Source organism: Mycolicibacter nonchromogenicus, from assembly GCF_002101775.1.
GTDB lineage: Bacteria > Actinomycetota > Actinomycetes > Mycobacteriales > Mycobacteriaceae > Mycobacterium > Mycobacterium nonchromogenicum.
The window spans coordinates 38,919-58,109 of record NZ_LQPI01000036.1 but is presented as its reverse complement, the minus strand read 5'-3'; the positions used below and the strand labels follow the sequence as shown (position 1 = coordinate 58,109).

Sequence of the window (19,191 nt, the reverse complement as noted above, 5' to 3'; positions counted from 1 at the left end):
TCGACGAGCTGTCGGCGCCAGACATCAGCCAAGGCTGTCCGAAAGCACCTGGAACACAACGCAGCCCGCACGCATGCCGGCCTACCGCAGCGCAGTGACGCACCATCGGGCCGGCCCGCAGCGGGTACGAAACCCGCCGGTGATCAGCCGGCCCGAGTGAAGCCGTTGAGCCGTGCCGCGTCCTCGGTGGCAAACCAGATCTCGGCGAGCGTGTCGTCATACAGGGCGTTCTGCGGGGTGTAGTAGAGCCCCGAGCCGATGTTCGCCTTGATCGGGTAGCCCTTCGGCTGCTGGTACGGGTCGTCCAGCGGCAGGTGCATCACCGGGTGCGCCGATTCGTCGACGCCGAAGGTGCGCGATTCGCCGCCGCCCACCGTGCGAGTGTCCGTGCCGCCGCCGAACCGGCGGGGCTCCGCGCCGCCGCCGAAGCCGCGCGGGTCCGACCCCGCGCCGGCCTGACCCACGGCGTGCCGGCCGGTGCCGAACTCTTCTTCGGTCACCACCCGGGTGGGGGCGGTGTCGGTGTCGTCATCGTCGTCGACTTCCGCCTCGCTCTCGTGCTCGCCATAGTGCAGCCACGGCGCATCCGGGGGTGAGGAGACGGGCAGCTCAGGCTCGGACACATACGGCGATGCGGAAGCGCCGTAGCGACTCGGCAGTCGAACCGTGCCCTCGTGCTCACGAGAGTCGTCGCGGTGGTCGTCGCGCGATTCGTGGTGGGCCCACTGCTCGGCGCCGTCGTCGTAGTCGTCGGCGACCGGGGCCGGCCCGGCAGCCGGCGAGTCGGGCAGGACGGCGGCCGGACGACGCCGCTGCCACCACATAGCCGCGCCGCCGAGGGCGCCCAGCACCGCCAGTACGGCAACCGGGATCAAGACCCACATCCAGTTCCAGTGCGTTTCCTTGGCCGGCCCAGTCGACGTCGCCTTGCTGCCGTCGGGCAGGATCAGCCCGGGAATCTGCAGGCCCGACAGCGATTCCGCCAACTCAGCCGGTTCCGTGCTGAACGTGCTGTTCGCCTGGTTCCAGGCGATCAACCCGCCGGTGAACTTCTGCGACACCACGTCACCTTCGACGGTCGCATCACCCACCGGGGCGCCCAGCTTTCCGGCGGCTGCGTCGAGCTTGTCCCACGCCGCCTTCACCGCGCCGCGCACCACGAAGGCACCGTTGTCGGGGCTGAAGAAGATCACCGGCTCGTCGTCAGCGGCGAACGAATTGAATTTGCTGCCCGGGATCGCACCGTCAGCCGTGCCGGTGATCGGGAAGCCGAGGTCACTGCCGGCGGGACCGCCCAGTGACTCGTACTTGGCCAGAACTTCACCCAGGACGGCATTGGCGCCGGTCACCGGGCTGAAGTAGACCTTGCCGTGGGCGAAGTCCTGGCCCACGCCGCCGTTGTCGCCGACGGGGTACTGATCGCCCTGCTTGGCCCCCAGCGCTCCGGCGGGACCGCCGGCACTGCGCCAGGCCTGGTCGATGGCGGCCGCCGCGTCGACCTGAACCTGCAGATCGGCCAGCTGCTCCGCCAGCTCCGGCGGAACCGAGGTGAACGTCCTGGTCGCACTGTCGAAGGACAGCGCACCATTGCTGAACTTCTGGGTGACCACGGCACCGTCGTAGCTCTCGTCCTCGACCGGAACCCCGAGCGCGCCGGTGGAGCTGCCCAGCTTGTCCCATGCTGCGTTGATGGGTCCGCGCACCACGTGGGCGCCGTGTTCGGGTGTCCAGAAGATCACCGGGTTGTCGGCGCCGGACAGGATGGCCACCCGACTGTCCGGAACCAGCCCGGGCAGTTCATCGCTGCTGGGGAATCCGAGGCCGTTATCGGCCGCGCCGCCCAGCGCCTCGTACTTGTCGAGGATCGCACCGTACAGCGCCTTCGCGCCGGTCTCCGGGGTGAAGAAAACGGTGCCACCGGCGAAGTCCTGGGCGAATCCGACCCCGGCCGGGTGCACGTCGCCCTTGGGCGGACCCAGCGGCGACCCATCGCCACCTGCCGCCTCCCATGCCGCCGTAATGGCGTCGTGGGCATCACTGTCGGGCGTCGCAGCAGCGGTCTGCACCGACAAGAGCACGGTGACCGTCGCCGCCAGGCCGAGCGCCATGCGCACCGCCGTGTTGCCGAACCGATCTTTCCGACTAGTCACCAGCCCTCCCAGGCATCATTATCGACATTATCGACGCAAATGTTTCCGGCTTAGACTTTCCCGCAATCGGCCCGAGATTCGAAGCCGTGTCACCGATATTGCGGAAACAGATACCCAGCCGATGCTGAAATGATGCCAAACCGGCTGCGCCGAACGGAACAAGGGGCGCTACCAAACGTGCAGGTAGCGCCCCTTGCAGCGCCGCAATGGGCGCCAAATCCTTCCCGAAAGCGTCGCTAGACGCCGAGGCTGCGGCCGATGATCTCTTTCATGATCTCGGTGGTGCCACCGTAAATGGTCTGAACACGGGCATCCAGATAAGCCCGTGCAACCGGGTATTCGCGCATGTAGCCGTATCCACCGTGCAGCTGCAGGCAGCGGTCGATCAGGTGCACCTGCTTCTCAGTGGCATACCACTTGGCCATCGCGGCCTGCTCGACGGTGAGCTTCTTGTCCAGGTGCAGCCGCACGAACTCGTCGACCAGCATCCGCACCACGGTGGCCTCGGTGGCCAGCTCGGCCAGCAGGAACCGGCTGTTCTGGAAACTGCCGATCGGCTTACCGAACGCCTTGCGCTCCTTGGTGTACTGGATCGTCTGCTCCAGCACCGCCTCCATCGCGCCGGCGGCCATGATCGCGATCGAGATCCGCTCCTGCGGCAGGTTCTGCATCAGATAGATGAAGCCCTTGCCCTCTTCTCCGAGCAGGTTCTCCACCGGGACATGGACGTCGGTGAAGGACAGCTCGGCGGTGTCCTGGGCGTCCAAACCGATCTTGTCCAGGTGACGGCCGCGCTCGAAGCCCTCCATCCCGCGCTCCACGACCAGCAGGGAGAAGCCCTGGGCGCCCTTCTCGGGGTCGGTCTGGGCGACCACGATCACCAGGTCGGAGTGGATGCCGTTGGTGATGAACGTCTTGGAACCGTTGAGCACATAGTGGTCGCCCTGCCGGACCGCCCGGGTCTTGATGCCCTGCAGGTCACTGCCGGTGCCCGGCTCGGTCATCGCGATCGCGGTGATCAGCTCGCCCGTGCAGAACTTGGGCAGCCAGCGCTGCTTCTGCTCTTCATTGCACAGTTCCAGCAGGTACGGCGCGCAGACGTCGTTGTGCAGGCTGAAACCCAAGCCGCTGTAGCGGCCGGCGGTGACTTCCTCGGTGATGATCGTGTTGTAGCGGAAGTCCGGGTTGCCGCCGCCGCCGTACTGTTCGGGCACCGCCATGCCCAAGAAGCCCTGCTTGCCGGCCTCAAGCCACACGGAGCGGTCGACGATCTTGGCCTTCTCCCACTCCTCCTGGTAAGGCGCGGCGTGCCGATCCAGGAAGGCGCGGAACGACTCCCGGAACAGTTCGTGTTCGGGCTCGAACAGGGTTCGCTGGTACTTGACTGCGGCACTCATTGCCTGACCTCCGGTCGACGGAACTTTGGGACGAGAATAGACCAACCGGATGGTTGGGCGACGCACTGGTGGGTGTCGGTGCTAACGCACTGCCGCACTCTGTCGCCGCGATCCGGCGCCGGCGCGCTGGCGACCCCGGCCATCGGCCTGCGAGGCAGGCTGCGCAGTCCCGCCGCCGCCGCGACGGCGCCGCGGGCGACCGGACTGGCCCGGCGAGGTCTGGCCCGGTGAAAGCTTGGCGCGGGCCGGCGGAGCGGCCTTCGGGGCCACCGGCGCGGGCGCCCGCAACGGGGCCACCTCCCCCACCAGCGCGAGCACCGAAGCGGAATCGACGGCCACCTGTTGGGGGGCGACGCTGATCCCGGCGCGGCGCAGCAGCACCTGGGTCTCGCGGCGCTGCTCGGGCAGGACCACGGTGACGACATCTCCGGCGCTGCCGGCCCGTGCGGTCCGGCCGGACCGGTGCAGGTAGGCCTTGTGCTCGGCGGGCGGGTCCACGTGGACCACCAGCTCCACCTCGTCGACGTGAACGCCACGCGCGGCGATGTCGGTGGCCACCAGGACTCGGACATCCCCGTCGGAGAATGCCGCGAGGTTGCGCTCGCGGGCGGGCTGGGACAGGTTGCCGTGCAGATCGACCGACGGCACACCGGACTCGGTGAGCTGGCGGGCCAGTTTCCGTGCCTGATGCTTCGTGCGCAGGAACAGGATCCGGCGCCCGGTGCCCGATGCCAACAGCTGCACCAAGTCCTTCTTGTCCTGAAGACCGGAGACGTGGAACACGTGATGGGTCATTGCCGGAGGGGGCGCGTCGAGTTCATCGACGGAGTGCGACACCGGGTTCCGCAAAAAGCGCCGGACCAGCTTGTCGACCCCATTGTCCAGGGTCGCCGAAAACAGCAGTCGCTGACCGGTTTCCGCGGTCGCGGCCAGAATGCGGGTGACTCCCGGCAGGAATCCGAGATCGGCCATGTGGTCGGCTTCGTCCAGCACGCTGATGCGCACCGCGTCCAGTGTGATCAGCCGCTGTTTCATCAGGTCTTCGAGACGGCCCGGGCAGGCCACCACGATGTCGGCGCCGGCGTTGAGCGCGGCCACCTGACGGTTCTGCGACACCCCGCCGAAGATGGTGGTCACCTTCAGCCCACTGGCCTGCGCCAACGGCTCCAGCGTTGCGGCGATCTGGGTGGCCAGCTCCCGGGTGGGTGCCAGCACCAGGCCACTCGGCCGCGCGGGACGTCGCCTCTCGCCGGCCAGCCGGGCCACCAGCGGCAGTGAGAACGCCAGCGTCTTGCCGCTGCCGGTCTTGCCCCGGCCGAGCACATCGCGGCCGGCCAGGCTGTCCGGCAGGGTCGCGACCTGGATGGGGAAGGGAGCGGCGATACCGCTCGCGGCGAGCACACCGACAAGGTCAGCGGGCACGCCGAGGTCGGCAAATGAATTGGTAGTCATGAGATGCCTTTCGGGCATAGGCTGTGCCGCAGCGGCCGTCAGACGGCACAGATCTGTCTGCAACACAGAGTTGGCGAGATTGCCTGGTGGCAATAGCGATCGCCGCGAGAAGAGCTTCACGGCCATGACGGCGGTGAGTAAGCGTTCCACGACGCGTGAGCACCAGCCTATCGCACCGGCGCCACATTGCCTAAAACGCGGCGAATTCCCGCAGACTGGCCGCCAATGCCGCGGGCACGCGGGCGCGGATGCGGGTACCGCCCTCGCCGTGCTCAGCCTGCTGCACGCGACCGTGCTCATGCACGCGGGCCACCAAATCGCCACGCCCGTAAGGGATGACAACATCAACCGCGGTGTCGACCGGCGCCACCAACTGCCCCATCCGTTGACGCAGCGCGTCGATGCCCTCGCCGGTGTGCGCTGAGACGAACACCGCTTCGGGCAAAGCACGCCGCAGCTGCGCCAGCGCGAGATCTCCGGCCGCGTCAATCTTGTTGACCACCAACAGTTCCGGAGCACGCTGACCACCCGGCCCGGAATCGTGTTCGGCGATCACTTCCGAGATCACCTCGCGCACCGCGCTGATCTGCGCCAGCGGCGCCGGGTCGGAGCCGTCGACCACATGCACCAGCAGATCGGCGTCGGCCACCTCCTCCAGCGTGGAACGGAACGCCTCCACCAACTGGGTGGGCAGATGCCGCACGAAACCGACTGTGTCGGTCAGCACAAACGGGCGGTCATCGTCGAATTGCCCACGGCGCGTGGTGGGTTCCAGTGTGGCGAACAACGCATCCTGAACCAGCACCCCGGCACCGGTCAGCGCGTTGAGCAGGCTGGACTTGCCCGCGTTGGTGTAACCGACGATCGCCACCGAAGGGACATCGCTGTGCCGGCGGCGGCTGCGCTGAGTGTCCCGCACCTGCTTCATCGCCTTGATCTCGCGGCGCAGTTTGGACATCCGCTCCCGGATGCGGCGCCGGTCGGTCTCGATCTTGGTCTCACCGGGACCGCGCGTGCCCACCCCGCCGCCGGCGCCACCGGCCCGGCCACCGGCCTGCCGTGACATCGACTCGCCCCAGCCACGCAGCCGCGGCAGCATGTACTGCATCTGCGCGAGCGCCACCTGCGCCTTGCCCTCGGCGCTGGTGGCGTGCTGGGCGAAGATGTCGAGAATCAGCGCGGTGCGGTCGATCACCTTGACCTTGACCGCCTTCTCCAGCGCGTTCAGCTGCGCCGGGGACAGCTCGCCATCGCAGATCACGGTGTCGGCGCCGGTGGCCAGCACCATCTCCCGCAGTTCCTGGGCCTTGCCGGAACCGATGTAGGTGGCCGGGTCGGGCCGTTCGCGTCGCTGGATCAGGCCTTCGAGCACTTGCGAACCGGCGGTTTCGGCCAACGCCGCAAGTTCGACCATGCTGGCGTCGGCCTCGGCGGCGGTGCCCTCGGTCCACACCCCGACCAGCACCACGCGCTCCAGCCGCAGTTGGCGGTATTCGACCTCGGAGATGTCGGCGAGTTCGGTGGAAAGACCGGCGACGCGGCGCAGCGCCGCGCGGTCGTCGAGGTTCAGCTCACCCGTGCTGGGCTGCGGCCTCGAGTCGGAATAGTTCACTGGGCCGCCCACCACCGCGGTGCGATGTCGCCGCGTGCCACCAGCTCCGACGGGCCGCGCAGGTAGCTGCCCGCCTCGGTGACGGTGACGCTGACCGCTCCGCCGGGGATGTCGACTCGCAGCGCGCCGGTGGAGGCTCCGGTATGCGCCAGGGCCGCCACCACGGCGGCCACCGTCCCGGTGCCGCACGAGCGGGTCTCCCCGACCCCGCGCTCATGCACCCGCATGGCCACCGCGCCGTCCTGCGGAGCGGTCAGGATCTCCACGTTCACCCCGTTCGGGAATTGCGTGGCGTCGAAGGACACCGGGGCGCCGACATCCAGGGCGGCCAGCTCTGCCCGGGACAGCCCCGGATCGACGCAGGCCAGGTGCGGGTTGCCGACGTCAACCCCCAGGCCGGCGAACCGCCGGCCCCCGACCAGTGCCTCAAATGCCGGTCCGGAACTACCGAGCAGGTTCGGTTTACCCATATCGACGGTGACCTCGGCGTGCACCTCGTCGGCGTGGTGCACGGTCACCGGCCGCGGCCCGGCCAGCGAACCGACCACGAACTCGTCGCGGGATTCCAGGCCGGCGGCACGCAGATAGTGCGCGAACACCCGGACTCCGTTGCCGCACATCTCGGCCACCGAGCCGTCGGCGTTGCGGTAGTCCATGAACCAGTCGCCCGCCGCGACTCCTTCGGGCAGCTGGTCGAGCACTCCTGCGCTCGCTGCGGCCCCGGCGGTGGTCACCCGCAACAGACCGTCGGCACCCAGGCCGCGGCGACGATCGCACAGCGCGGCCACCGCGGCAGGGGTCAGCTTCAGTGCCGCGTCGAGGTCCGGCAGCAACACGAAGTCGTTCTGGGTGCCGTGACCCTTGACGAAAAGCATGTGCTCAGGATACGTGCCGAAGCGCAGCCAGCGCCGCGTCGAGCAGGCCGGCGCCGGCCGCATCGAGCCAGTGGATGCGATGGTCGCGCCGGAACCAGGATCGCTGCCGGCGCACATAGCGGCGGGTTCCGATGAACGTCGGTTCCCGGGCCCCGTCGCCGTCGCCGCCGGCATCGAGGTCGGCGATCACCTGGGCATAGCCCAGCGCCCGGGCGGCGGTGACCCCGTCCCGCAGTCCCGACTGCAGCAGTCCCTGGACCTCGGCGACCAGTCCCTGGGCAAACATCGTGTCGGTGCGGGCGGCCAGTCGCTCATCGAGAATTGTTGTGTCGCAGTCCAAGCCGAGAATCACGGCGTCCCAGCGCGGCGCTCCGATGGTGGGCGCCGAAGCGGCGAACGGTGCTCCGGTCAGTTCCACCACTTCCAGCGCCCGAACGATCCGCCGGCCGTCGGTGGGCAGGATCGCCGCGGCGGCAGCCGGATCGACGCCGGCCAGTTCTGCATGCATCGCGGCGACGCCGACCTCGGCCAACCGTTGCTCGTAGCGCGCCCGTACCACCGGGTCGGTGGCCGGGAACGACCAATCGTCGAGCAGGGCCTGCAGGTACAGCATCGATCCGCCCACGATGATCGGCACCGCACCGCGGGCGGCGATCGCCTCGACGTCCGCCGCCGCCGCCTGCTGATAGCGGGCCACCGTCGCGGTCTCGACGACATCGAGCACGTCGAGCTGGTGATGCGGGATGCCGCCACGCTGCTCCGGCGGCAGTTTCGCGGTGCCGATGTCCATGCCGCGGTACAGCTGCATGGCGTCGGCGTTGACGATCTCGCCGCCCAGCCGCGCCGCCAGATCCAACGCCAACTGTGATTTGCCCGTCCCGGTGGGCCCGACCACCGCGATCGGCCTCACGGTCGCCAGACCCCCACGAAGTAACCGACGCCGTACGGGGCGTCGCGATAGAGCTGGGTGACTGCGCGCGGCGCTGTCCCGACCAGCCCGGCCAGGGCCGCGTAACCCGCGCGACCGACAACCTGCGGGGGCAGCCCGGTCAGTGCGGCGACGTCGCCGCCGGCCAGGGCCTCGTCCAAGGCGCGCTGGCACTCGACGTCGGCGGGGTGGTGGCCACCCGGGGCCGACGGGGTCAAGGTGTTGGCGCCGTCGGCGAGTACCAACACACCGGTGAGCTCGTCACCTTGGTCGATCTCGGCGCGGAGGCGCCTGCCGGTGGCCAGCGCCGTGTCCGGATCGGCGCAACAGTGCACCACGACCGCGGCCTCGGGTGCGACCTGACCGCGCACCCATCCGGCGACCAGCGCGGACAACGGCAGATCGACGGTCCGGCGGGCGCCTGGTCCCAGCGCGACCGCGACGTCGGCGCCGAATCCGGCAAAGCTGCCGGCGCTCTCGGCCCCGTACACCGCGTCCGGTCCGGCGCCGAGGACCGCCCAGCGCGCCGGCAGCTCGCGGGCGGCGGTCAGCGCCGCGGCCCGCAACTCGGCGGCTTCGGCGGCGGCACCGGCCAACTCGGGCACCAGCACCGGCGCCGACGGCATGATCGCAATCGGTCCCAGCACGGCACCAAAGCTAGCTGGTGGTCGGCGCAGCCACCGGCTCGGGCAGGTCGGCGCCGGCTTCGGCGACGATGGTGGCGGCCTCACCGCGGGCCAGTGCCGCCGTGGCGATCACGATCAGCACCACCCCGATGACCACCGCGACGTCCTCTGCCCCGCCGGCCTGAATGGTCTCGTTGAGCAGCAACACACCCAGCGCGGTGGCCACCAGCGGTTTGGCCACGATCATCGTCGGCATGGACGCGGTCAGCGCCCCGGCCCTAAACGCCGACTGCTGGAAGATCATCCCGGCCAGCGTCGCCACCAGCCAGGGCTCCAGCGCGGGCGACTGCAGGACCGCGTCAAACCCATCAGCCTTCATCACCTCGACGAGGACCTTGGTGAGCAGGGCGAACACCGCCAGCGAGGTGCCGGCCACCACCGCCAACAGCACCGCCGCCGCCGGGCGGCCCTTGAACCGCCGGGCGGCGAACACGCAGACCACCAGCGCCGACGTCAACACCACAGACACCACGATCCAGGTGCTGGCCGGTGCGTGCTGTTTACCTTCGGTCGGATCCCCGACGATGACCACCACCGCCAGAGCGGTGGCCAGCAGCACCGCCCACACCCACTCCCATCTGCTCACCCGGCGATGGGTCAGCCAGGCGTACATCGGCAGTGCGAACAGCAACGCGGTCACCTGCAACCCGGTCACCAGCATCACCGACCCCACCGCCAGCGCCACCGCCTGCAGGGCGTAGTTGGCCACCGCGGCCGCACCGCCGCCCCACCACCGCGGGTCGCGCACCGACAGCCAGAACAGCGCCAGATGGCCGACCTGTTGATCGGTGACCTCCTGCGCGCAGCGCTGGCGGATCACGTCACCTATCGCGGACGCCATCGCGGCGCACAGCGCGAGTAGCGCCGCCAGAATATTCGCCGTCGACATACCCGGACCCCCTCCTCAGAGGCGCAACGATACCCGCAGTTCAGGTTCTCGCTGGGTAGCAAGGCCTGGTGGCGGGCCCGCCGCTAGGCCGCCGCGACGGCCGGCTCGCCCGCGCTGACCGCCTGATCCCGCGAGAGCGCCGCGACGGCGGCGACCAGCGCCGCCACCGCCAGCACCAGGATGAACGCCGCACCGCGGCCGGGTTTGAGCACCTCACCGAGCAACACCACGCCCAGCGTCGCGGCCACCAACGGCTCGAGCACCGTGATCGTGGGCAGCGAGGCCGTCAGGGCCCCGGCTCGAAACGCCGCCTGCTGATAGATCGCGCCCGCCAGCGCGACCGCTCCCCACGCATACAGTTCCGGCGCGGCGAACATCGCCCGCGGCCCATGGCCGATCAGATCGACCACCCCCTTGGTCAGCACCGCGAAGATGCCCCACGAGATGGCAGACACCGCAGCCAGCAGCACGGCGGCCGCCGCCCGCCCCGCGTACACCCGCGCCCCGACCAGACACAGCAGCACCGTCGGCGCCAGCACCGCGATCACCCACACCCAGGACTCCAGCGAGGCCCTCTCGTGGCCGGCGGTGGGATTACCGACGGTGATGATGATGAACTGGGCGGCCACCAGCAACGCCGCCCACATCCAGACCGAGCGCGCGAGTCGCTGGCCGGAGTGGCGGGCGCCCAGGGGCAGCGCGAACAGCAGCGATGTCACCAGCAAGGACTCCACCAGCAGCACCGACCCCAGGCCCAGCGCCACGGCCTGCAGCCCCAAACCCACCAGACCCGACAGCGTGCCCAGCCACCACCGCCGGTCGGTCAACAGCCGGGCGAACAGCGCGACGGGCCCCATCCCATGGTCACCGACCTGGTGCGCGCTGCGCTGTTGGACCACGTCGCTGATCGCGCTGAACAGCGCCGCGCCGAGCGCGAACAGTACGGCGATGGTCTCTTTCTCCAATGCCGGCCTCCTACAGGTCTGCGGGCGTCGCGGGCAAATCCGGTGGCGATCGGACAGGCTACAGCCGAGTTGGCCGCGCGGCGTGGCGGGTAACTGCTTGAATACTCTTGAATGCTTCTAGCAGATCGAAGGCGCCGCGGTGCGCGGCAGATGCGCGGGTTGCCCCGCGAAGGGTTAGGTGACGACAGCGATGACCACTGACAGCGGTTCGTCCGCCCCCATCCCCCGTCCGGGGCCGCGTCCCGGGCCCAAGCCAGGTGCCCGGCCTGCACCGGCCGTCATCCTGCCGCCGCCCACCGTTGACCCGCATCAGTTCGGGCGAGTCGATGACGACGGCACGGTGTGGCTGATCACGCCGGCCGGTGAGCGACAGATCGGTTCCTGGCAGGCCGGTGACCGCGAGGCCGCATTCGCCCATTTCGGTCGCCGGTACGACGACCTGAGCACCGAGGTGACCCTGCTCGAGGAGCGGTTGTCCTCCGGCAGCGGCGACGCCCGCAAGATCAAGGCATCGGCGACGGCACTGGCTGACCAGTTGCCGACAGCCAGCGTCCTGGGCGACGTCGAGGCGCTGGCGGCGCGGATCGCGGCGGTCATCGAGCACGCCGACAGTGTTGCTGCAGCCGGCCGCGCGCAGCGCGACGAGCAGCGGGCGGCGGCGACCGCGCGCAAGGAGGCCCTGGCCGCCGAAGCTGAGGAATTGGCCGCGAACTCCACGCAGTGGAAGGCCACCGGCGACCGGCTGCGCGCCATTCTCGACGAATGGCGCACGATCACCGGCCTGGACCGCAAAGTCGACGACGCGCTGTGGAAGCGCTACGCGGCGGCTCGCGACAGCTTCAACCGGCGGCGCGGCTCGCACTTCGCCGAACTCGATCGCGGTCGGGCCGGGGCGCGCGAAGAGAAGGACCGGCTGTGCAAACGGGCCGAAGAGCTGTCCAGTTCCACCGACTGGGCAGCGACCAGCGCCGCGTTCCGGCAACTGCTGGCCACCTGGAAGACGACCGGACGGGCGTCCAAGGACGTCGATGAGGCGCTGTGGCAACGGTTCAAGGCCGCCCAGGACACGTTCTTCTCCGCACGGAATGCCGCCAACGCCGAGCGTGACGCCGAGTTGGAGGCCAACGCCGCCGCCAAGGAGGCGCTGCTGGTCGAGGCGGAGCGGATCGACCCGACCAATCAGAACGCCGCGCGCGCTGCGCTGCGCTCGATTGTCACGAAGTGGGATGCCTTGGGCAAGGTGCCCCGCGAGCGTTCCGCCGAGTTGGAGCGGCGCCTGCGGGCGGTGGAGAAGAAGGTGCGCGACGCCGGTGCCGCCGCCGAGGCGGCCGTGGTGGACCCCGAAGCCGAGGCCCGCGCCGCCCAATTCCGCACCCGTGCCGAACAGTTCGAACGCCAGGCGCTCAAAGCCCAGGCCGCGGGTCGCGACAAGGAGGCCGCCGAGGCCACCGCCAACGCCGAGCAGTGGCGGCAGTGGGCCCAGGCCGCCGAGCGGGCGCTCAACCGGCGCTGATGCCGGCCGATGTTTGAGCATCGGCATCCGCGGGCTACCACCCCCAGTGAGAGCAGACAGATCAACTCACTGGAGATGACCCATGAGCAATATCACCGCAGCACTCGACGTCAAGCGCCCGATTCGGACGGTCTACAACCAATGGACCCAGTTCGAGTCGTTTCCGCAGTTCATGGAGGGTGTCGAACAGGTACTGCAACGCGACGACACCCACCTGCACTGGAAGATCAAGGTGGGCCCGGTATCGCGTGAATTCGACGCCACGATCACCGAGCAGCACCCGGAAGAACGGGTCGCGTGGCGTTCCGACAGCGGCCCGAATCACGGCGGCGTGGTCACCTTCCACAAGATCGATGACGCCACCACCCGGGTGACCACGCAGATGGACATCGACCCCGACGGTGTTCTGGAGAACGTGGCCGACAAGCTGAATATCCTCGACCACCGTGTCCATGCGGACCTCAAGCGGTTCAAGGACTTCATCGAGAGCCAACCCACCGAGACCGGTGCCTGGCGCGGCGACGTGCCGCGGCAATGACCGACCCCGCCGGGTGGCCCTTTCGCTGGGGTTCCGCGCTGCGGCATCGTCGGGTTTTCCACCCCGACGGGGTGCTGGCGACGGGCTTTCTGGAACGAGACGCACCACCGGACGAGGGTCTGCCGGTGCCGTCAGCCGCCGTCATCACCCGCATCTCCAAAGCCACCGGCACGCCTGGTCGACTGCCCGACGCCGTCGGGCTGGCGATTCAGATACCGGTGCCGCCGTACGATCACCGAAGTTGGGATGTCTTGCTGGTCTCCGCGGGCTCCGGGGTGATCGGCCGGGCGGTGGGACTACGGCCGGTGGTGTCGTGGTCGGGGCTGCAGATGACCACGCTCATGCCGCTGCATTATCGAGAACAGTTGTGGTGGCTGCGGGCGCGGCTGACGACGCGGATCGACGGCTATGGATTGGCGTTGAGCGACATCCGTCGGCAACTCGCCGGCGGGCACATTCGCTTCGAAATCGACCAGGCCTGCGGCACAGGCGAATTCCGCCCGTTGGCCCACCTCGTCATCAACGGCGCCGGCGCGGACCGCGACGTTTCGTTCGACCCGGTCATGCACACCGCGCCGGGGGTCCAACTGCGTCCGGGGTGGCTCGCCGAGTTGCGAGCACGCGCCTATCGGGGAAGCCGAGAAGGCCGGGCGCAGGCTCCGGCTACTCCCCCGGTGGCGGGTCCTCGGGGCGGCTGAGATCGTCCAACAGGTTTCGTGACTGCAGCTGCGCGGTGCTGCGCCGGCGCTCGGCCTCGGCCGCGAGCTGCAGGGCGGTGCGTGACCACACCACGTGGGCCCAGTGAAACGCCAGCACGATCAGCGTGATCCAGGCCAGGATCAGTCCGATGCCCGGACCCGGGTCGCCCGCTATCGCGGTCTGCCGGGACCACACGGCCAGCAGTCCGGTGGCGGCGGCCACCGCCGAACCCGCCAGTGCCACCCAGGCCACCGTCCAGCGTCGCGTCACCAGGGCCAATATCGAGAACCCGACCCCGAACACCAACGCCAGCCACATGAACACCTGCGACGGCAGCGTCACCAGCGCTTCGTCGGTGCGTTCCCCGGGGAACAGGACATCCCAGCCGCGGACGGAACCGGTGTGCGGCAACAGGAATGACCCGAGCAGCACGAAGACGCAGATCGCAACGACGGGCCCCCTGCCGCCGGGATCGATTTCGCCGGCGACGCGCCGCTCGGCGGCTTCGATGTCGGCCCGGTAGGCCTCCAGGTTGTGCTGATCCCTTTTGCCGCTCATCGCGTCACCCCCGGCATCTTCGGCATGCCCAGTCCGACACCGGGCGCTGGTTCGGCATGGCTGTCACCGGCCCTGGTACGCCGGTGGCTCAGCAGTGGCCCATCGGCCAGCAGGTGGTGCGGCGCCGCACCGGTGACCGTCGTGGTGACCACGTCGCCGGGACGCACCTGCGCGGACCCCGGAGCGAAGTGCACCAGCCGTCCGTCGCGGGCGCGGCCGCTCATCCGCGAGGTCTGGGCGTCCTTGCGGCCCTCACCCACGGCCACCAGCAGTTCGACGGTGCGCCCGATCTGGGCCCGATTCTCGTCCCAGGAAATCTGTTCCTGCAGTTCGATCAGCCGGTCGTAGCGTTGCTGGACAACCTCTTTGGGGACCTGGTCGGGAAGTTCGGCGGCGGGTGTTCCCGGCCGCTTGGAGTACTGGAAGGTGAACGCGGCCGAGAACCGCGCGGCTGCCACCACCTGCAGGGTCTCTTCGAAGTCCTGTTCGGTCTCACCGGGGAACCCGACGATCAGGTCGGTGGTGATGGCTGCGTCGGGAATGGCGGCCCGGACCCGATCGAGGATGCCCAGGTAACGCTCGGCCCGGTAGGAGCGGCGCATCGCCCGCAGCACCCTGTCCGAGCCGGACTGCAACGGCATGTGCAGGGTGGGACACACGTTGGGGGTCTGGGCCATCGCCTCGATGACGTCGTCGGTGAATTCGGCCGGATGCGGAGAGGTGAAGCGGACCCGCTCCAGGCCGTCGATGTCCCCGCAGGCGCGCAGCAGCGATGCGAATGCACCTCGGTCCCGCGGCAGTTCCGGGTCGGCGAACGAGACACCGTAGGCGTTGACGTTCTGGCCTAGCAGGGTCACCTCGAGAACGCCTTCGGCGGCCAGCGCTCGCACCTCGGCGAGGATGTCGTCCGGGCTGCGATCCACCTCGCGGCCGCGCAGCGACGGCACGATGCAGAAGGTGCAGCTGTTGTTACAGCCCACCGAGATGGAAACCCACGCTGAATAGGCCGAGTCCCGCGCGGCGGGCAGCGACGACGGGAATTCGCGCAGCGATTCGACGATCTCGACCTGGGCGCTGCGGTTGTGCCTGGCGCGCTCCAACAACGCCGGCAATGAGCCCAGGTTGTGCGTGCCGAAGACGACATCCACCCACGGCGCGCGGCTCAGCACGCTGTCTTTGTCCTTTTGCGCGAGGCAGCCTCCGACGGCGATCTGCATGTCGGGGTTGCTTCGCTTGTTGGGGGCCAGGTGGCTGAGGTTGCCGTAGAGCTTGTTGTCCGCGTTCTCGCGCACCGCGCAGGTGTTGAACACCACCAGGTCGGCGTCTGCGTTCGCGGGTGCCCGGCGGTAACCAGCCTGCTCGAGCATGCCGGCGATGCGTTCGGAGTCGTGAACGTTCATCTGACAGCCGTAGGTGCGTACCTCGTAGGTACGCACTTGTTCGGAAATCACCGGCAAACTCACCCGGTCTATGGTACGGCGGCTGATTCGTTCGGAATGACCAGGCCGATAGCGGCCCGGGCTCCCGGGTCGATTTAGGCCCTGCACGCACGGTGTGCGCCGTCTACAGTCGAATTCGACAGCCGACGACAGGAGACTCCGATGGCGATCACCCCCAAAGACGCATTCGACGCTGCGCGCGACATCGCCGCACACGCCGTCGAGAAGGCCTCGGACATCGTCGAGGACGCCGGCGACATCATTCGCGGGGACATCTCCGGCGGCGTCAGCGCGATCGTCCAGGACTCCGTGGCGATCGCGACTCACGCCGTCGAGCGGACCAAGGAAGTCTTCACCGGCAACGACGGGGCCGCGGAAGACGTCTGACCCGATCCCTCACACCCGGCGACGTTCGCGTTCAGCAGCCAATTCGGTGCTGACCACGTCGTAGGCCATCGACGGATGGTAGCCGCGCCGGGCGAGCATCCCCACCAGCCGACGGGTGACCTTCACGTCGTCGTCGCCGAGGGTCTCCCGGCGAAGCTTGGCGTGTACCAGCTGCTCGGCGCGATCGCGTTCGGCGGCGGCATCGATGCCCTCCAGCGCTGCGGCGATCACGTCGTCGTCGACACCTTTGGTGCGTAGCTCGGCGGCCAGCGCCTTGCGTCCCTTACCCGCGTGTTCGCGGCGGGATCGCACCCACTGTTCGGCGAAGTCGCTGTCATCGATCAACCCAGCGGTGGTCAGTCGATCCAGCACCCGGTCACTGACGTCGTCGGGGTAGCCGCGTTTGGCCAGTTGACCGGCGAGCTCGGCGCGGGTGCGGGCCCGCGCGGTGAGCAGGCGAAGGCACAGCGTCTTCGCCTGCTCCTCGCGGGTGGGCCCTGCTAGCTCGACCGGCTCAGAAGTCGACGGGGGCGGGCAGGACTTCATCGGCCAGCTCATCGGTCAATACGGCTCCGATACCGAGCTTCTCTTTGATCTTCTTCTCGATCTCGTTGGCCACGTCGACGTTGGTCAGCAGATAGTTGCGGGCGTTCTCCTTGCCCTGCCCCAGCTGTTCGCCGTCGTAGGTGAACCAGGAGCCGGACTTGCGGATGAAACCCTGGTCCACGCCCATGTCGATCAGCGAACCCTCGCGGCTGATGCCCCGGCCGTACAGGATGTCGAACTCGGCCTGCTTGAACGGCGGCGACACCTTGTTCTTGACCACCTTGACCCGGGTGCGGTTGCCGACCGCGTCGGTGCCGTCCTTGAGGGTCTCGATCCGCCGAACGTCCAGGCGTACCGAGGCATAGAACTTCAAAGCCTTTCCGCCCGTCGTGGTTTCGGGCGAGCCGAACATGACGCCGATCTTCTCCCGCAGCTGGTTGATGAAGATGGCGGTGGTGCCCGAATTGTTCAGTGCACCGGTCATCTTCCGCAGCGCCTGGCTCATCAGCCGGGCCTGCAGACCGACGTGACTGTCCCCCATCTCGCCTTCGATCTCCGCGCGCGGCACCAGGGCGGCCACGGAGTCGATGACCAGGATGTCCAGCGCGCCGGAGCGGATCAGCGTGTCGGCGATCTCCAGCGCCTGCTCCCCGGTGTCGGGCTGGGACACCAGCAGCGAATCGGTGTCCACGCCGAGGTTCCGGGCGTATTCGGGGTCCAAGGCGTGCTCGGCGTCGATGAACGCCGCGATCCCGCCGGCGGCCTGGGCATTGGCCACCGCGTGCAGTGCCACGGTGGTCTTACCGGAGGACTCCGGGCCGTAGATCTCGACGACCCGGCCCCGGGGCAGGCCGCCGATGCCCAACGCCACGTCCAGGGCGATCGAGCCGGTCGGGATGACTGAGATCGGCTGGCGCACCTCGTCCCCGAGGCGCATCACCGAGCCTTTGCCGAAGTTCTTGTCGATCTGGGCCATCGCCAGCTCGAGTGCTTTTTCGCGATCGGGCGCTTGCGCCATGATGTCTCTCCTGTGGTTCGGTAGTTCGGTTGACCGGTTCTCGGTCGGTTGGCCGTGACGCTAGCGACGGGGTCTGACAAACCCGTCAGGCCGAACGAACTTCCTCCACAGTAGGCGAACGAATGTTCGAATCAAGTCAGACACGCCGCGTGTCGGCGCGTGAGGTGTGACAGCCGAGCCGGAATCTGACGACGTGACATGGGCGGGTCGCGTCGTGGAATTCCGGCTCGCGGGCAACTCACGGGCCGGCTCGCGGGCAACCTCGGGCCGGCTCGCGGGCAACAGCCGAGCTACGCCACCGCCATGACGTGCGCGGATGCCCCGATGGTGGTGTCGTTCGAGCCCATCATGGTGCGCATGAACGCCTCCTGCTCCTGCCGTCCCCGCCGCGCGGCGCGATCCAGGCCGCCGGGCAGGGTCAGAGCAGCGGCGCTGCGGGCCAGGTTGACCGGTATCCGCAGCAGTGGATACCACGGCAGTACGAAGGCCGGCAGTCCCAGCTTTCGCATCGTGCGCGGCCCGAGAAAGCTGCTGGTCACCGAGAGATGCTGGGAGCGCGCGATACGGCGCCGCACACCGGCGATGGCACCGAACCGCCATTCCAGCGGATCGTCGGCCATCGGGGCGGCCAGCTGCTTGGTGGTCTCGTCGGGCGCCGAGAGTGCGCCCAGGGTCTGATAGAGGATGCGGATGCCGTCCCGGAAGCTGTGAGGCAGCCAGTCCTCGCGGACCCCCATCAGCCAGCCGACATAGCGGGTCAGGTGCGCAATGTCCTCCAGTTCGGCCGGGGACATCACGATTCCCATCGCCAGCCCGCCGGCCGGAGGCGCGATCAGCGCCCCCACCAGGGTGGCGGCCATGTCGGTCTGATTGACCGGCAGGCCCCATTCGTCACCACGCCAGTCCGGTAGCGCCGACACGTGCCGGCGAACGAATTCGTGGATCAGCCGAACGCGGATGGTGGCCTGATAGCCGACGCCAAGCGGCTCCAGTCCCCCTTCGGCGCTGACGTCCAGCGCCCACTGCAGGGTCTCGGCGAAGCGCTTGTTCGAGCCCTTCTCCAGCACACCGGTGCGCAACAGCGTCTTGTTGAACGAGGAGAACTGGTAGCCGCCGAGGAACGACACGTCCCGCGCGATGTAGGTACCGTCGGCGCCGCCACGGCGCAGGGCTCGCTGGCCGCGGCGCAACCGGGCCACATCGACCCAGTCTGGGATCGGCTCGAACTCGCCGAAGAACTCCCGCAGCGGCGCAGGTGCGTCGGGAACGCTGTCCAGGCCGTGGGCCAGTACCTGATCGAAGATCGGCCGCGTCTCGGCCGTTCCGGTGTTCACCATCCACTCGACCAGCCGCTGCATCGGTTCGTCGCCGGCGGTCAGATCCTCACCGATCTTGCGCCACCGCTGCGGCGTGGGCCGACCGATCGCCAACGCGGTCGCCAGCAGCCGAATGCTGACCGGCACGGCACCCGGTCCGGTGGGGTGGCGGGCGGGCACGGTGGGTGCAGGCGCGTTCATCGGGCGGCCTCCAGCGCTATTT

18 protein-coding genes are annotated in these 19,191 nt (G+C 68.9%); 4 read left to right on the top strand and 14 right to left on the bottom strand.

Annotation, left to right across the window (positions count from 1 at the left end):
* Window positions 1-143: 143 nt before the first annotated feature.
* The 9 genes from AWC18_RS07790 to AWC18_RS21630 form a co-directional block, all read right to left on the bottom strand.
* Window positions 144-2,150, bottom strand: a complete 2,007-nt coding sequence (locus tag AWC18_RS07790) for an LGFP repeat-containing protein (RefSeq protein ID WP_234784326.1) — start codon at window positions 2,148-2,150, stop codon at window positions 144-146.
* A gap of 236 nt (window positions 2,151-2,386) precedes the next feature.
* Entirely contained in the window at window positions 2,387-3,547 is a 1,161-nt protein-coding gene (locus tag AWC18_RS07785; protein WP_064996237.1) for an acyl-CoA dehydrogenase family protein, read from the bottom strand.
* 81 nt (window positions 3,548-3,628) lie between these two features.
* Window positions 3,629-4,999, bottom strand: a complete 1,371-nt coding sequence (locus tag AWC18_RS07780; RefSeq protein WP_064996238.1) for a DEAD/DEAH box helicase — start codon at window positions 4,997-4,999, stop codon at window positions 3,629-3,631.
* Window positions 5,000-5,189: 190 nt separating this feature from the next.
* Window positions 5,190-6,611 carry a GTPase HflX gene (hflX, locus tag AWC18_RS07775; RefSeq protein ID WP_207504672.1) on the bottom strand — a complete coding sequence of 474 codons (1,422 nt, stop codon included), beginning with the start codon at window positions 6,609-6,611 and terminating at the stop codon, window positions 5,190-5,192.
* Entirely contained in the window at window positions 6,608-7,486 is an 879-nt protein-coding gene (gene dapF, locus AWC18_RS07770; protein ID WP_064996313.1) for a diaminopimelate epimerase, read from the bottom strand. Before dapF ends, hflX begins: the two co-directional genes overlap by 4 nt.
* 4 nt (window positions 7,487-7,490) lie before the next feature.
* Window positions 7,491-8,396, bottom strand: a complete 906-nt coding sequence (gene miaA / locus AWC18_RS07765; protein ID WP_064996240.1) for a tRNA (adenosine(37)-N6)-dimethylallyltransferase MiaA — start codon at window positions 8,394-8,396, stop codon at window positions 7,491-7,493.
* Entirely contained in the window at window positions 8,393-9,061 is a 669-nt protein-coding gene (locus tag AWC18_RS07760; protein WP_064996241.1) for a class III extradiol ring-cleavage dioxygenase family protein, read from the bottom strand. The genes miaA and AWC18_RS07760 overlap by 4 nt, the downstream gene beginning before the upstream one ends.
* A 10-nt stretch (window positions 9,062-9,071) precedes the next feature.
* Entirely contained in the window at window positions 9,072-9,989 is a 918-nt protein-coding gene (locus AWC18_RS07755) for a DMT family transporter (RefSeq protein WP_064996242.1), read from the bottom strand.
* An 83-nt stretch (window positions 9,990-10,072) separates the two neighbouring features.
* Window positions 10,073-10,954: a DMT family transporter gene (locus AWC18_RS21630; RefSeq protein WP_064996243.1), complete on the bottom strand. Its 882-nt coding sequence runs from the start codon at window positions 10,952-10,954 to the stop codon at window positions 10,073-10,075.
* Window positions 10,955-11,144: 190 nt separating this feature from the next.
* Here AWC18_RS21630 and AWC18_RS07745 point away from each other — a divergent pair, with 190 nt between their 5' ends.
* The 3 genes from AWC18_RS07745 (at window position 11,145) to AWC18_RS07735 (ending at window position 13,703) form a co-directional block, all read left to right on the top strand.
* On the top strand, window positions 11,145-12,467 hold the full coding sequence (locus tag AWC18_RS07745; protein WP_085138329.1) for a DUF349 domain-containing protein: 1,323 nt from the start codon (window positions 11,145-11,147) through the stop codon (window positions 12,465-12,467).
* Window positions 12,468-12,549: 82 nt separating this feature from the next.
* Window positions 12,550-13,005 carry an SRPBCC family protein gene (locus tag AWC18_RS07740; protein WP_085138328.1) on the top strand — a complete coding sequence of 152 codons (456 nt, stop codon included), beginning with the start codon at window positions 12,550-12,552 and terminating at the stop codon, window positions 13,003-13,005.
* Complete coding sequence (locus AWC18_RS07735) at window positions 13,002-13,703, top strand: phosphodiesterase (RefSeq protein WP_085138327.1); 702 nt, start codon at window positions 13,002-13,004, stop codon at window positions 13,701-13,703. The genes AWC18_RS07740 and AWC18_RS07735 overlap by 4 nt, the downstream gene beginning before the upstream one ends.
* Here AWC18_RS07735 and AWC18_RS07730 read toward each other — a convergent pair.
* Window positions 13,669-14,262 (bottom strand): Rv2732c family membrane protein, encoded by a 594-nt coding sequence (locus AWC18_RS07730; protein WP_085138326.1) that lies wholly within the window; start codon window positions 14,260-14,262, stop codon window positions 13,669-13,671. The two genes, AWC18_RS07735 and AWC18_RS07730, sit on opposite strands and share 35 nt — an antisense overlap.
* The gene (miaB, locus tag AWC18_RS07725) at window positions 14,259-15,749 is read right to left on the bottom strand and encodes a tRNA (N6-isopentenyl adenosine(37)-C2)-methylthiotransferase MiaB (protein WP_085138341.1); all 1,491 of its coding nucleotides are present in this window, start codon (window positions 15,747-15,749) and stop codon (window positions 14,259-14,261) included. Before miaB ends, AWC18_RS07730 begins: the two co-directional genes overlap by 4 nt.
* Window positions 15,750-15,863: 114 nt before the next feature.
* On the opposite strand from miaB, the gene AWC18_RS07720 reads away from it, so the two are divergent.
* Window positions 15,864-16,088: an Rv1893 family protein gene (locus AWC18_RS07720; RefSeq protein WP_064996248.1), complete on the top strand. Its 225-nt coding sequence runs from the start codon at window positions 15,864-15,866 to the stop codon at window positions 16,086-16,088.
* Window positions 16,089-16,097: 9 nt separating this feature from the next.
* On the opposite strand, the gene recX is transcribed toward AWC18_RS07720, so the two are convergent.
* The 3 genes from recX to AWC18_RS07705 all read right to left on the bottom strand — a co-directional run bounded on the left by recX (window position 16,098) and on the right by AWC18_RS07705 (window position 19,169).
* Window positions 16,098-16,634, bottom strand: a complete 537-nt coding sequence (recX, locus tag AWC18_RS07715; protein ID WP_085138325.1) for a recombination regulator RecX — start codon at window positions 16,632-16,634, stop codon at window positions 16,098-16,100.
* Complete coding sequence (recA, locus tag AWC18_RS07710; RefSeq protein ID WP_208858337.1) at window positions 16,603-17,655, bottom strand: recombinase RecA; 1,053 nt, start codon at window positions 17,653-17,655, stop codon at window positions 16,603-16,605. The genes recX and recA overlap by 32 nt, the downstream gene beginning before the upstream one ends.
* A gap of 287 nt (window positions 17,656-17,942) precedes the next feature.
* Window positions 17,943-19,169 (bottom strand): oxygenase MpaB family protein, encoded by a 1,227-nt coding sequence (locus AWC18_RS07705; RefSeq protein ID WP_085138323.1) that lies wholly within the window; start codon window positions 19,167-19,169, stop codon window positions 17,943-17,945.
* Between the last annotated feature and the right edge of the window lie 22 nt (window positions 19,170-19,191).